Origin of the sequence: Acinetobacter sp. ANC 4805 (genome assembly GCF_022549495.1) — a bacterium.
GTDB lineage: Bacteria > Pseudomonadota > Gammaproteobacteria > Pseudomonadales > Moraxellaceae > Acinetobacter.
Window position 1 is genome coordinate 191,666 of record NZ_JAKZGD010000006.1, and the last position, 13,162, is coordinate 204,827.

Consider the following 13,162-nt stretch of genomic DNA (forward strand, 5'->3'; position numbering starts at 1 on the left):
GCTTATATTTTTAATTGCCCGAATGCCCTAAACTAAAGAATCTCTTTCCCAAAGCTATTTACGATATAATTCAACTTTATTTTCCTACATATCCCACTTCATGTTTTCTCAGTTTGATCTCAACTTATTGGTTCTTCTCATTTTATTAAGCTGTGGTATTTTTAGTCAAAACACAGCTATCACAATTGCGGCTGCAAGTTTGATACTGGTAAAACTCACACCATTAAATCAGTTTTTCCCTTATATTCAGGACTATGGACTAAATATTGGTATTATTATTTTAACCATTGGCGTATTGGCACCGATTGCAAGCGGTAAAATTAGCGGTCACAGTATTCTCAAGTCTTTTATCAGTATTAAATCATTGCTTGCGATTGCCGTTGGCTTAGCCGTGGCATGGTTAGGTGGTCGCGGTGTAAAACTAATGAGTAATCAACCTGATATTGTAGCAGGATTATTAATTGGGACGGTCGCTGGTGTTGCACTCTTACGTGGTGTTCCTGTTGGCCCACTGATTGCTGCTGGTATTTTATCGCTTTTGATTGGAAAATCTTAATAGGTTCAAGCCAATGCTTATGGATTGGCATCTTGGTTAATCATTCTGTATATGCAAATAAGAGTATATAAGCCGTTCAGGGAGAATGTGTATCTCCCTTTACGACCTAGATAACAAAGTTAATCAATCTTCATAATACATCGCACGCTTCTTTGAAAATTTCTCAAGTTGCTTCAGAAAACCTTCAAAATAATTTTTGTCTTTATCTTCAACTCTATAACCTGCATACAGTGTACGTCTCAGACCTTCTGGAGCTACGCATCCTAAACGACGGCTCACAACCCAACCTTTTTGCTCATACTCATTGACTACCCAATCAGGTAAAGCAGCAATGCCTCGTCCACTGGCAACCAATTGAATCAACATCTGGGTCAAATCAGTTGTCCGAATGTGCTTCGGATGAATATTCGCTGGAATAAACAAATGCGCCATAATGTCTAAACGGTGCTTATCGACAGGATAAGTAATTAGCGTTTCATCAGCTAAATCTTGTATTGAAATTTGTTCAGCACGAGCCAAAGGATGTGTATTGGACAAAACCAAACGTGATTCATATTCAAAGATTGGGAAGTATTCAATCCCTTTTAAAGCAATTGGGTCAGCCGTGATCAATAAATCAAATTCAGCATTCTGCAATAGATCATGTGGATTTGCCTCAAAACCTGCTGCAAAGTCCAAATCTACATCTGGATATTGCTGGCGATATTGATTTAATAACGGCATGAGCCAATCAAAGCAACTATGACATTCCGATGAGAAAATAATTCGTCCCGTTTGTCCATGTACGATACGGGTAATATCGGTTTGTGCGATTTGCACCTGTGGCAACACATCATCTGCTAACTTAAGTAAGCGTTCACCAACATTCGAAAAGCTAACAGGACGGCTACGACGATTCACAACCTCAACCCCATACCAATGATCGAGTTCTTTTAATTGATGTGAAATTGCAGATGGGGTAAGACATAAATCGGTTGCAGCTGCAACCAATGAACCATGCTCTCTTAAGGCAATTAAAGTTTTTAAATGACGAAGTTCTAACACAATAAAAACCAATGTTGAATTTAATTCATCTTATCACAAAATTAATTATTTTGTCTCAGCATCAATATACTGAAACCAATTTGTATCAGAATTGCGTAATGCTGTATATTTTACAAACAAAAATAATCAGCAGCTGTGAGCCACAATATGAGTCAGAATAAAGAAATAGAAACTCAACTTAGGATTATTCATGCTTGTGAAAAAGGTGCAACAGGGGTTTATTATGGACATCGCATCATTGCTAAACTATTTTTCCGAGATATGATTACAACCTTGGATGAAATGCATAGACATGAAACTGAACATTTTTATTTATTTGGAAATTTTCTTGCTCAATATAAAAATTCAGTTGCATTACCCTCTCTGCTTTGGTGTGTTGGTGGCATTCTCTATGGATTACTTATTGGATTATTTGGCAGAAATGCCATTTGGGTAAGTACTGCCAGTATTGAAAATATTGTCAATAAAGAACTAGAAGAAGCTGCCTTTTTCTTTAAAGAAAAAAATATTAAGATTTATCAAGCTGTTTTAGATATCCAAGAAGATGAAATAAGTCATCAACATATCGCTTTAGAACATGCAGACTTTAACTTTCCCTTAGCAAAAATGATTGCTAAATTTGCCCAACAATGTGCCTACCTTGCAAAATTTCTCGCCATACACCTTAAAATATCTTTGCCATCAAAAAAGAATTTGCCTCTTACAGATTAAAACCCTCAAAATCTAGAAGGCTAATCTTGTCTCGATCAGCCTTCGTATTGCTTAATTTACTGACAAACTAATAAGGCTGTAAAACTGATTTGTTGGCTTGTGCTGCGTATCTATCGTTTCACTGACTTCTACTAAATATTCAGCCGCTTTAGGAAATACTAGATCAGCGCTTCCATCCATCGCTGCTTTTAAGACAACACCCTGTTCATCAGTCGCACCTTTCACACGAATCACAATATTTGCATTTGCTAATGCTTGATTGGCTTTAGATACTTTAATTTTTACTGCTTGATTAGCTTGTAGCTCATTTGGGTGAGTTAAAAACTCAACTTGAATCGGTGCTGTGCTTGAGTGGACTGGTGTGTTCTTGTCTTTTGACACATAGGTCAATAGTGTCCATTCGCGAATGATCTCAACTGGTGTAAATTTCTTAGCCTTTAAATCAGCAGGAATAATATATTTTCGGTCAGCTTTCGCAGATGCTTTATCTGCTGGGATATCGAAAAACATCTTCCATTCTTTTTGATCTTGAACGTATTTCAACGGATAAGTCGCACTGGTTTTCACGCTATAAGTACCTGATTCAGGGAGCTTCAAATCAAATACTGTTGCAGAACTCAATTTGGAATCTGGCTCAATTGTCGTGCTGATATTATTTGGATTCGTGATTTCAAACTTTGCATCTTTTAATGCATATTCACTGTGTAATGCTTCTTCTGCATAACCTGAGATAATCGCCACTTGTGTTTGTTCAGTCTTATAAGCAATCGGTGCAACATACGGTTCATGGGCGAAACTATAGGTAGAAACCAATACCAATGAACTGATTAATAAGTTTTTCATCATTTCTTACCATTCTTTAGAATATTCGATGACACGATTCATCGAATTAAATCATTTGACTAAGGGATCAATGGTTAGAATTATACACAAATGAAAATAATTATCATTACTATTTTATGTTTCTTTAAAGCCTGTCACAAAAACTGCACTAGAATAAATAGGAATACTAGCAAATAAGGTGCGTCCTAAATGTTCAAAGATATATGAATAGTTTGGGCTAAAACTCCTAAAAGTAAACGCGATTTTAATTTAATCCACGCTCAGCTTTGAAACGCTCTAAATTTCGCACCGCATCCTGATAACGAGATTGCACTCTGCTGCTATTGATACGCAAATCGTATAAACGCTTTTTATAATCATCTCGATCTTTAACTGCGAGATCCTTGCGCTCTAGTTCTTTCAAATAATAGTTAATATCACTTTGTGAACGATTGAACTCTGAATTTGCCTGATAATAATTATTGGCAACTTGATAGTAACTTCTTAAAGACTCTCGTTTATCCAAAGGGCAAACACGAAAGTCTCCACGACCTTCTAAAGCTTCATTAAAAATATTCTCTGGACGACAGTAATAGTCTAAACCTTGTTGATAGCCTTTTTCATATAGGCTTTGATTTGGGACTACGTTCGCTTTTTGACACGATGCATAATATTTATCTAAACGAGACTCATGTCCAGCAGCACCATCTTTTTCACCCACATTCAACCAATTTGCAGTTTTACATTGCTCGACATTCATTGCCGCACAACCAGAAAGTACAGCAGATAAAGTCGATAAAAGTAAAATAGCTTTCATAAAATTCTTCCTATTATTATCGTATTAACTACAAACACATTACATTGTAATGACAGGATACTGAGTGCTTTGCTCATCATTTAAGTCAGGTTGCTGCCATACATCGTATAAGGGAATTTTTACATCCAAAGCCAATGGTAACTTTTTAGGATTAAATTGCATATGCTCTAAAGACATTCCCCAAGCAATCACATCAATATCTAAACTAATATGGTGTGATGGGCGAATACGCCCCGACTGCTGTTCCAACTGTTTTAATATTGCAAAAATTTCATCAACAGTATGATGGCTTCTTAACAAACATGCAGAATTCCAATAATCAGCACCAATCCCATCTCGACATGGAATTTGATAAATTGGTGAAAACTCCACTGTCCCTAAAGCTAAAATTTGTGCATAAGCAAACGTGAAATTTTGTTGCTGCTGAGTATTACTCGCCAGTGCGAGCGCAAAAATTGTTTCTGTTGCGTTCAAGGCGAATTCCTACTGCATTAGCTTGTGCAATGATGGCTGGTTTTCGAATCGTGATACTAATCGACTCAATTGAAGGAAAAGTGGTAAATAGACTCTCAAGAACGAGTTGGGCAGCATGTTCAATCAATTTTGGTTGTGCTGCTTGAATGACTTGGGCTGCAAGTTCGCAGATTTGCGCATAGTTGAGCGTATCATCTAGCTCATCTGAATTTGCAGCCTGTGTCAGATCATTATGAATGGTAAGATCTAGCATTAAAGGTTGAATAATTTGACGTTCCCAGTTGAAACAACCAATTACCGTATCAACTTTTAACCCTTCAATAATGATGGCATCCATAATGACCTAATATACCAATAAATAAATTAATGCTTTAAGAATGAAGCAGGTTCAATATTGTGAACCATTTTCAAACGTTGGTCAGCATAAATATCAGTATATGGTGCAAGAACACGCATGAAACGATCAAAATATAACATTTGCTTAAATAATAATGCGAAGTCACGTGGGAATTTAATGCCATGACGTTCACCCACGCCAATCATATCCATCATGATATCATTTAGATCAGCAGGATTAGAACTCAGAATTTCTTGAGGATCTGCCAATAGAACACCACTAAACAAACGCTCTAAATCATCAGCAAGCACTTGAGTATCAATTTTTTGATGGGTCATCCCCATTTTGAGCATGTTCTCAGCCATTGCGGTGTAATTGGTGTGCTGTAATGCATCCATAAATGCCATACATGCTGTCCAAACCTCAGGATTCAGTTGTCCAACAATCCCAAAATCAATAAAACCAATACGACCATCTTCAAGTAGCATTAGATTTCCAGCGTGTAAATCAGCATGGAAACTCTTACATAACATGAGGCTACCAAACCAAGTATTCATTGCAGTAATGAGAACTTGTGTTGGATCTTTTGCATATTTTTTAACAACATCAAAGTCAGTTAATGACACACCATACAAACGTTGCATGGTCAACACACGACGCGTAGAAAATTGGTGATAAACTTTTGGTGCAGTTGCTGCCTGATTGCCAGAAACATTCAAATATTGAATAAAATCATCCAAATTTTGTGCTTCTTCAATGAAATCAACCTCACGTACCATTCGTGTTTTGATTTCATCAACAATATCAGAAAGTGATGCAAATTTGATTTTAGGAACAGCTTTTTCTAAAATCTTGGTTGCCCAATGCACCACATTTAAGTCGGTATATAAAATGGTTTCAACACCAGGCTTCTGTACTTTTAACACCACATCTTCGCCAGTCACCAATCGAGCAGCATGTACTTGTGCAATTGAAGCTGAACCTAGTGGTTTTTCATCAATAAAACTAAAAATTTCATTGAGATTTTTCCCTTCAAACTCATCAGCCAAAACCTGCTGAATATAGCTAAATGGTAAACTCGGTGTTTGATCCAAACAGCCTTGGAATTCTTGAACATATTCACGCGGAAATAAAGACGGCGTACTCGCGATGAATTGCCCTAATTTAATATAAGTAGAACCCAGTGACTCAAATGTCTCACGCATTAGTTTTGCATTACTTGGTTTCTCAGTTGCATATTTTACACCCGCTTGTGCTGCAACAATAACTGTTTCACCAATACGTGCAACAGAACGTAATCCATCGAATAAAATATTTCTTTTCATAATCTTTCATTGCCATCACAGATGGCAGTAGTGTAGCAAATTTTGTTCATTTTACCGATTAAGTTGCCTGACAAACTGGACAATTTGCATCTTTTTCAAATTGCAGAATACGCTGAGACAGATTTAAACCATTCCAAACTAAGAGTTTTTGTTTAAGTGGCGTTAAACCTAGCCCTAAGAATAGTAATGTGTGATGTGCTTGTAATGACGCCATAATGACAGGTGTGGTTGCAAGTACACCAGACTCAGCACAACGTAACCCTTCGTTTGCATGCTCTTCCTTAGGGAATAGACATTCGTAACATGCAGAATCTGTATCAGCCATGAATAATTGTCCTTCAAAGCCAATTGCTGATGCACTGATCAAAGGAACTTGATGTTTTTTACAGACCATATTGACTAAATAGCGTGTTGTAAAATTATCACAACCATCTAAAACAACATCTTGATGCTGCACTAAATCATCAGCATTAGTCTCGTCAAAACGACTGTTTTGATAACTAACATGTATATGAGGGTTAATCTCTTGTAAATGTTTGGCTAATATTTCAGCCTTATACCGCCCAAGATCATTCCCAGTAAACGCAATTTGTCTTTGCAGATTACTCATTTCAATCGTGTCTGTATCAATAATTGTAATTTTACCCACACCTGCTCGCGCAAGTAGCTCGGCGCTAGTACAACCTATTCCCCCTGCACCAATAATTAAAACATTCGCGAGTTTTAATCGTTCTTGTGCGTCTATGTCCCAACCATCTAATAAAATCTGACGACTATAGAGATGCATTTCCTCATTACTTAGTTCAAATTCGTTTTCTGAATGATTTGACACATTGATTCTCTAAATTGTTTTTAACAGTATTAGATTTTATGTATGTGGATGTAATTAGGAAAGGAAATTCTATTATTTGAGTTGATTTAGCTTTGACAATCCCCTTTTTTTACCCCAATATTTTATACACTCATTAACAGCTTAATAAAATCAATAAGTTACAACTTAGGTCAAAAACTTTGGGTATTTACTCAATTTTCTTGATAAACCTATGTTTTAGCTTATTTTATTGATTCTATTTTACTGTTCACTGCCGTATAGGCAGCTTAGAAAAACTGAGCAAGCATAGCCAAAGCTTGAATGTCGTTCACTGCCGTATAGGCAGCTTAGAAAGTATCAGGTAATATTTCAAATTTAGCAACAGCGTTCACTGCCGTATAGGCAGCTTAGAAAATCTGGTGGTACTGAAGTAAAACCATACTCTGGTTCACTGCCGTATAGGCAGCTTAGAAATTTCAGGCACTGACTATCTTATCTATTTAGATGTTCACTGCCGTATAGGCAGCTTAGAAAAATGTCTCCATGTGCTGAAGAACTTTAACAAGGTTCACTGCCGTATAGGCAGCTTAGAAACATGTGAATGGCAGCAAGTCGGTTTTTACGGCGTTCACTGCCGTATAGGCAGCTTAGAAAACCTTTTGAATACCCATTGAAGAACTTGAAATGTTCACTGCCGTATAGGCAGCTTAGAAAAAACTGTTTGAATATCTGCCATTGAATTTCATGTTCACTGCCGTATAGGCAGCTTAGAAAATTATCTAGCAAAAGAACAGATCCTTTCGCATGTTCACTGCCGTATAGGCAGCTTAGAAAAAAAACTGTTGCTAACCGTAGCAAAATGGGTGGTTCACTGCCGTATAGGCAGCTTAGAAAAAAGCGTTATAAGCTTTGGTATAGCTTGGATTGTTCACTGCCGTATAGGCAGCTTAGAAAATAAAGATGCGGGCGTTGGTCGAACGTCCCTCGTTCACTGCCGTATAGGCAGCTTAGAAAACTCGTATTGCCGCTGATCGAGAGGTAAATACGTTCACTGCCGTATAGGCAGCTTAGAAATCCCTTTCTCTCGCTTCGAAATTCGATTACGCGTTCACTGCCGTATAGGCAGCTTAGAAAGCAGTAAGGCGAGCTTTAAGTCTCGTGCTGGTGTTCACTGCCGTATAGGCAGCTTAGAAATAAGTGATGTGAACCGCACGCCGTTTCATCGCGTTCACTGCCGTATAGGCAGCTTAGAAATGAACAAATTAAAACGGCGCTGCAGGATCTTCGTTCACTGCCGTATAGGCAGCTTAGAAAAACACGATCAGGAAACATTGCCTCGGCAATATGTTCACTGCCGTATAGGCAGCTTAGAAAATCCAAAGAACATAACGCCATAATTTTGGCTTTGTTCACTGCCGTATAGGCAGCTTAGAAAATACAAAGGAACGGCAAAAGTTCTAGTTGTAGGTTCACTGCCGTATAGGCAGCTTAGAAAATTGGATACATCAACGTCGTAAACCTGAAGATGTTCACTGCCGTATAGGCAGCTTAGAAAAATAATCTCAACATCACCAAGCATTTTTATGCGTTCACTGCCGTATAGGCAGCTTAGAAACTGAGTTACAAGCTTTTGCTCGTGGTCTTTTAGTTCACTGCCGTATAGGCAGCTTAGAAACGCTAATTTTTGTTCCCTGTTGATCATATGCAGGTTCACTGCCGTATAGGCAGCTTAGAAATGTTATTGTCGTGCCATCGTCCAACTTGCTGAGTTCACTGCCGTATAGGCAGCTTAGAAAGTCGTTTGTAGTCCACGCTGTCGTAAATACGTGTTCACTGCCGTATAGGCAGCTTAGAAATCTACGCACAGCTATGACTGACGCAATGATAGGTTCACTGCCGTATAAGCAGCCTGAGTCAGTCACAATCACATCATTCTGTTGAGATATTCTCAAGAATTAGATTTGCCACACCATGTGGATCTTTCCACATCGGTACATGCCCCCAACCTTTCGGCTCCACCCATTTCAGTTTCGTTGGTAACTCATTTTTCATTTGGCAATTGTTCCGAGTTAATAACCAATCGTTTGTACCAAAAGCGATCGTCAATGGAATTTTTATATTCTGCCCATCAATGAACCGACCTGCATTTGAAAATGTTCGTTCGAAATCAGATGCGTTATTAAAATCATTCAAAGAACTTACAGCATCTAATTCAGGAATGTTTCGACCACCAATACCAATTGGAATAGCTAACAGCAATTCCCGACACACAGCAAATTTCATTAATCGTCTAGAGAACGTTGGCATACGCTTTATTGCATGTCTCATACTAAAGAAAATTGTTTTTACATGTGTTGGGGACTCATGCCATAACCCTGCTGGAGAAATTGCAACGACAGAACTCGCCAGACCTGTACGGGCTGCTTCTAAAGCCATCCACCCACCCATTGAATTTCCAACAATATCTACAGGTTCATGGATACCCATTTCCCGAAGTTGTTCTGCCAATGCCTCAACTAGATTTTGAATAGTAGGCTCTTTATTTGAATCAAATTTTGGACTATCTCCAAACCCTGCAACATCAAAGGCAATCACTCGACGCGATTGACTCAGTATTGGAACAATAGGATTCCATGCTTTATGTGACATCCCAATACCATGTAGCAATACCAATGGTCGTCCTGACCCAACATCCAACCTATTCCACATCATTTCCAACCTTATTTTATTGTTAACTGATTTAATCCATTAAACGTTTAGAAATTAGAGCATTCATCAACTTAAGTCAGTGACTCAAAACAAGCATTAACTATTTTATATGTCACTGAACTGACATTCATCAATATCTATTGAGTGACCATTTTACTGGTCATGTATAATTTCATACGCTTGTGCTCGCAATAAATCTTCTTTTGTCGCAAATGTACTATTACGAAGTTGATCAATTGATTGCTGTTTATTGGAATCACTCGCATTGCTTTTAAGAATCTGTTCGCGCGCAGATAAATAGCTATTTACCTGCATTTGCCATCCAGCTTCTTCTTGATCAACTTTTTCTAATCTGTCTGCCGCCTCAGCACCTAACAAGCTTTCTCGCATATTACGAAGCTCTTGTGCTGAACCTCCTTTTTCTTGAATTTCCTGTGTAAGCTGCTGTAGTTCAGCAAATTGCATTGACACTCGAACCCCATCAGCCAATGTTGATGGAAGTTTGTCAATCAGTGTTGCTAACTCACTCGCTTTTTGCTGAGCATTTAATGTTTTATTGGCGTGAATACGCATTTGATCAATATTAAATTGATTCAAGTTCCGTTCATTTCCGAATAACGCATTAATTTCTGCTGAATTAAAGAACTGCTGCTGAACTTTGTACATTTGATTAAGTACTTTTTGAAAACCTTCAGCATCTCCCGTTTTAAAATCACTGGTAGCTTTTAAATTTTTTAAGGCATGGGTATATGCAACATACTGATCTAGTAAATAACTCGCATAACTTGAAGCAGTGTCAGGTAAAGTCGCTTTAAGATATTGTCGAATATCAGAGATAAGTGCGGTTTCTGTTTTTTCACCTAAACTAGAAAAGAAATAATCAAAACAGCTACGAATACCTACGGTTAAAACTAACTTTCCCTTTGCATCGACTTCAATTGGACAGTCAATTTCAGTGCCTTGTAAAGACGGCGCAAGTGTTGGCATTTTTGCTTGATGATTCCCTCCAATTATATTTTTTGTATGATTATTTTCGGAAAGAGTTTGATTTTGTTGATTGAGGTCATTCTGATGCTTTTGCGCTTCTGGTTTAAATATAAAATAGATTAAAACCAATGAGAGCAGTAAACATGCCATCAAACCTAAGAAAATGAGTCGATTATTCAAAAGTTTAGTGTTCATAATTCCTTGATCTATTTATAATTCCATTTTAAGCCACTTTGAAAATTAAGGGAGTAAATCACACTCCCTTAATATCTAAATTAAAGCCCCTGATTTTTCAAACGATTTGCTTGTGTGCGGTAAGGTGTAACTGGATTTTGCAAGAAACCAACTAAACCCAAAACTTGATTTACCTCATCCAAATGGTTGAATGCATAGTTATCACGAATAACTGTACCTAAATGACTTGAACAACGTGGAACTAGACCATCATTTTCACTAGAAATCAGTAAAGACGTTGCAGCTAATGCATAATCTAATGGATCGAGTGCATTAGTAAATGGGCTCGTTCCACTCCATGAATAGTAACGGACACCATTGACCGATTCTGTACCTGAGCCACAAGCTGTCGTTGGAACAGCGGCTGGAAAACGTTGATTAAAGTTCGCCGAGCCACGTGTCGTCAATGAGTTTAATCCTGCTAGCGCATTTTGGTCATAATAATGACCAGAACCAATTCCAACTAAAGAAAAGAATGCATTTACACCTGCCGCAATGAGCGGAGTAACCGCAGGTCCTACTGGAGATTGCGTGATTGAATAGATAACATCCGCAACATCTGAACCTTTAGTTGGGCCACCTACTGCGGTAACGGAAGCAACTTTATTTGGCAATAAACTGGCAACGTAACGAACCGATTGCGAGCCATGACTGTGACCAATCAGATTAACTTTTTGAGCCCCCGTAATTGCGAGTACTTGTTTAGTTTGTAGCAATAATTGTTCACCCCGTACTTCTGATGAATTAAAAGAAGCCTGTTGTGCTACAAATACATTTGCCCCATTTCCAACCAAGTCCTCCGTAATTCCATTCCAATATTGCAATGGACCTACCGCAGAAAAACCTGCCATTCCATGAGCCAATAAAATTGGATATTTGGTTTTTGCATAACTCGATGTAACATTTGTACTACCGCCAACTGAACAAGTGCTCACGTTACAATTTTGCCATGATGCTTTTGGCGCTAGAAAGTCAAACAAACCTGCATGTACCACAGATCCGCTAGTTGCTAACATACCCACCATCAACGCCATAGCATTTAAATATTTTTTCTTCACATTCTGCTCCTAGCATTTTTCATTTTTATTACAAAAGCTTAGTCTTCAAATTTGTATGCGGACTCATTCCAAGCATACAAATGACTTACAAAATGATGCTCCTGAGAAATATTGTACGTTTTTTAGACTAAAACAAAGTGCGCCAAAATTTTGATTGATTCAGAGAATTCCGATGAATGTACATTTTAAAATTACAAAGATTAGATTTTTGATGAAACAGTTTAAGCAGCTTTAAAATGGAATTTTCTTAAAATTATGCTTATATCTAATTGTAATTATCAGTATTTTATTAGTCATTTTTATTTATATATATTGAGTAAATCTCAGATTTTTAGAATTAATTTATAAAATACTCAATCATAAAAAAAGCCCATTTTTAATGGGCTTTTTTAGCAAAAAATTAATGAAGCGCAAGTTCATCATCTTTGGCAAGTACTACCGAGGCAAGTATTGGAATACCAAGAATAATTGGCATTGCAATAATCCATAGATCTGTTGTTAATTTACTGGAGAAGAAAAATTGAATGACTATAGCAGCCAAGATTAGTACAGAAAGTAGGACAGCCGTGAAGCGAATTGCAAATTTAAGAAGCATTTCTAATCCTATGTGATTGTAATGGTTAGTTTGAGTATACGCCTTGTATTACATTTCATGTATCGATTTTTTATTATAAAAACAGTTGTTCAAATGATTTTTTAAATCGTTCAGTCATCTTAATCGCAAAAAATAGTGGTTCTTATTCAGCCTAGACATAAATCTTAGCTTATAAGAACCTCAAACAAACCCTATAAATGCTTAATCATTACATTGTATGGTTTTGTTGAAAGTTTTATAGCTACTCGTCGTCACGATGCCTGATACATAAATCGGTTGATTATATGCTTGGATCTTTTCTCCAAGATCAGTAAAGCCCTTTCCCTGACAAATGTTTTCTGCCTTTTTGTCTACTTTATTTTTCATTGATTCATTTGAAGCAAAAAGATTGCCTGTAGACTGTATCATGTAAGCTCCAGAATCAAGCTTGGTCACATGTGCTGGAAACATTTGTGCGCACCCTTATAAAAAAAGGAAGTAACCAGATCGAATATTTCATGTGGTCTCTCAGTTGTATTTTTCAAATATATAAATCAAGAAATCTTTCTCAATTTCGGAAAAAATATAGCGTAAATATTTAACTTTCCAATATTATTAAATACATTTCATATTATTTAAATATATCCACTTCATAATTACTATTTTTCGCCATAATATTGATGAAGTAGGCATATACTTATCA

The 13,162-nt window shown here is 37.2% G+C and carries 14 protein-coding genes and 1 CRISPR repeat array; of the genes, 2 read left to right on the forward strand and 12 right to left on the reverse strand.

What is annotated here, in order from left to right:
* Positions 1-100 precede the first annotated feature (100 nt).
* Entirely contained in the window at positions 101-556 is a 456-nt protein-coding gene (locus MMP60_RS10195) for a DUF441 domain-containing protein (protein ID WP_241336153.1), read from the forward strand.
* 123 nt (positions 557-679) lie between these two features.
* Here MMP60_RS10195 and MMP60_RS10200 read toward each other — a convergent pair whose 3' ends face one another.
* Positions 680-1,600: a LysR family transcriptional regulator gene (locus MMP60_RS10200; protein WP_241336154.1), complete on the reverse strand. Its 921-nt coding sequence runs from the start codon at positions 1,598-1,600 to the stop codon at positions 680-682.
* A gap of 147 nt (positions 1,601-1,747) precedes the next feature.
* On the opposite strand from MMP60_RS10200, the gene MMP60_RS10205 reads away from it, so the two are divergent.
* A complete protein-coding gene (locus MMP60_RS10205; protein ID WP_241336155.1) occupies positions 1,748-2,311 on the forward strand; it encodes a demethoxyubiquinone hydroxylase family protein in 564 nt (187 codons plus the stop codon).
* Between the two features lie 51 nt (positions 2,312-2,362).
* On the opposite strand, the gene MMP60_RS10210 is transcribed toward MMP60_RS10205, so the two are convergent.
* From MMP60_RS10210 to MMP60_RS10260, 11 genes are all read right to left on the reverse strand, one after another.
* Complete coding sequence (locus MMP60_RS10210; RefSeq protein WP_241336156.1) at positions 2,363-3,154, reverse strand: DUF4198 domain-containing protein; 792 nt, start codon at positions 3,152-3,154, stop codon at positions 2,363-2,365.
* Positions 3,155-3,398: 244 nt separating this feature from the next.
* Positions 3,399-3,950 carry a DUF2799 domain-containing protein gene (locus MMP60_RS10215; protein WP_241336157.1) on the reverse strand — a complete coding sequence of 184 codons (552 nt, stop codon included), beginning with the start codon at positions 3,948-3,950 and terminating at the stop codon, positions 3,399-3,401.
* 39 nt (positions 3,951-3,989) lie between these two features.
* Positions 3,990-4,424, reverse strand: a complete 435-nt coding sequence (locus tag MMP60_RS10220; protein ID WP_241336158.1) for a 2-amino-4-hydroxy-6-hydroxymethyldihydropteridine diphosphokinase — start codon at positions 4,422-4,424, stop codon at positions 3,990-3,992.
* On the reverse strand, positions 4,381-4,761 hold the full coding sequence (gene folB / locus MMP60_RS10225; protein ID WP_241336159.1) for a dihydroneopterin aldolase: 381 nt from the start codon (positions 4,759-4,761) through the stop codon (positions 4,381-4,383). Before folB ends, MMP60_RS10220 begins: the two co-directional genes overlap by 44 nt.
* A gap of 26 nt (positions 4,762-4,787) precedes the next feature.
* Positions 4,788-6,086, reverse strand: coding sequence for an AarF/UbiB family protein (locus MMP60_RS10230; protein ID WP_241336160.1), 1,299 nt, complete (start codon positions 6,084-6,086; stop codon positions 4,788-4,790).
* Between the two features lie 58 nt (positions 6,087-6,144).
* The gene (locus MMP60_RS10235) at positions 6,145-6,873 is read right to left on the reverse strand and encodes a HesA/MoeB/ThiF family protein (protein WP_241336217.1); all 729 of its coding nucleotides are present in this window, start codon (positions 6,871-6,873) and stop codon (positions 6,145-6,147) included.
* A gap of 290 nt (positions 6,874-7,163) precedes the next feature.
* Positions 7,164-8,813: direct repeats of the CRISPR family, unit length 28 nt; unit sequence GTTCACTGCCGTATAGGCAGCTTAGAAA.
* A gap of 13 nt (positions 8,814-8,826) precedes the next feature.
* Positions 8,827-9,609: an alpha/beta hydrolase gene (locus MMP60_RS10240; protein ID WP_241336161.1), complete on the reverse strand. Its 783-nt coding sequence runs from the start codon at positions 9,607-9,609 to the stop codon at positions 8,827-8,829.
* A gap of 150 nt (positions 9,610-9,759) precedes the next feature.
* Positions 9,760-10,788 (reverse strand): lipase secretion chaperone, encoded by a 1,029-nt coding sequence (locus MMP60_RS10245; protein ID WP_241336162.1) that lies wholly within the window; start codon positions 10,786-10,788, stop codon positions 9,760-9,762.
* Positions 10,789-10,868: 80 nt separating this feature from the next.
* Positions 10,869-11,885: a triacylglycerol lipase gene (locus MMP60_RS10250; RefSeq protein ID WP_241336163.1), complete on the reverse strand. Its 1,017-nt coding sequence runs from the start codon at positions 11,883-11,885 to the stop codon at positions 10,869-10,871.
* Positions 11,886-12,285: 400 nt separating this feature from the next.
* A complete protein-coding gene (locus MMP60_RS10255; protein ID WP_241336164.1) occupies positions 12,286-12,480 on the reverse strand; it encodes a hypothetical protein in 195 nt (64 codons plus the stop codon).
* Between the two features lie 201 nt (positions 12,481-12,681).
* Positions 12,682-12,930 carry a hypothetical protein gene (locus tag MMP60_RS10260; protein ID WP_241336165.1) on the reverse strand — a complete coding sequence of 83 codons (249 nt, stop codon included), beginning with the start codon at positions 12,928-12,930 and terminating at the stop codon, positions 12,682-12,684.
* Positions 12,931-13,162: the final 232 nt, after the last annotated feature.

What these genes read in the sequence shown, in the direction of transcription:
- MMP60_RS10195 (WP_241336153.1), top strand. Translation starts at nt 101, where the DNA reads ATGTTTTCTCAGTTTGATCTCAACTTATTGGTTCTTCTCATTTTATTA.
- MMP60_RS10205 (WP_241336155.1), top strand. Translation starts at nt 1,748, where the DNA reads ATGAGTCAGAATAAAGAAATAGAAACTCAACTTAGGATTATTCATGCT.
- MMP60_RS10210 (WP_241336156.1), bottom strand. Translation starts at nt 3,154, where the DNA reads ATGAAAAACTTATTAATCAGTTCATTGGTATTGGTTTCTACCTATAGT.
- MMP60_RS10215 (WP_241336157.1), bottom strand. Translation starts at nt 3,950, where the DNA reads ATGAAAGCTATTTTACTTTTATCGACTTTATCTGCTGTACTTTCTGGT.
- folB (WP_241336159.1), bottom strand. Translation starts at nt 4,761, where the DNA reads ATGGATGCCATCATTATTGAAGGGTTAAAAGTTGATACGGTAATTGGT.
- MMP60_RS10230 (WP_241336160.1), bottom strand. Translation starts at nt 6,086, where the DNA reads ATGAAAAGAAATATTTTATTCGATGGATTACGTTCTGTTGCACGTATT.
- MMP60_RS10235 (WP_241336217.1), bottom strand. Translation starts at nt 6,873, where the DNA reads ATGCATCTCTATAGTCGTCAGATTTTATTAGATGGTTGGGACATAGAC.
- MMP60_RS10240 (WP_241336161.1), bottom strand. Translation starts at nt 9,609, where the DNA reads ATGATGTGGAATAGGTTGGATGTTGGGTCAGGACGACCATTGGTATTG.
- MMP60_RS10245 (WP_241336162.1), bottom strand. Translation starts at nt 10,788, where the DNA reads ATGAACACTAAACTTTTGAATAATCGACTCATTTTCTTAGGTTTGATG.
- MMP60_RS10255 (WP_241336164.1), bottom strand. Translation starts at nt 12,480, where the DNA reads ATGCTTCTTAAATTTGCAATTCGCTTCACGGCTGTCCTACTTTCTGTA.
- MMP60_RS10260 (WP_241336165.1), bottom strand. Translation starts at nt 12,930, where the DNA reads ATGTTTCCAGCACATGTGACCAAGCTTGATTCTGGAGCTTACATGATA.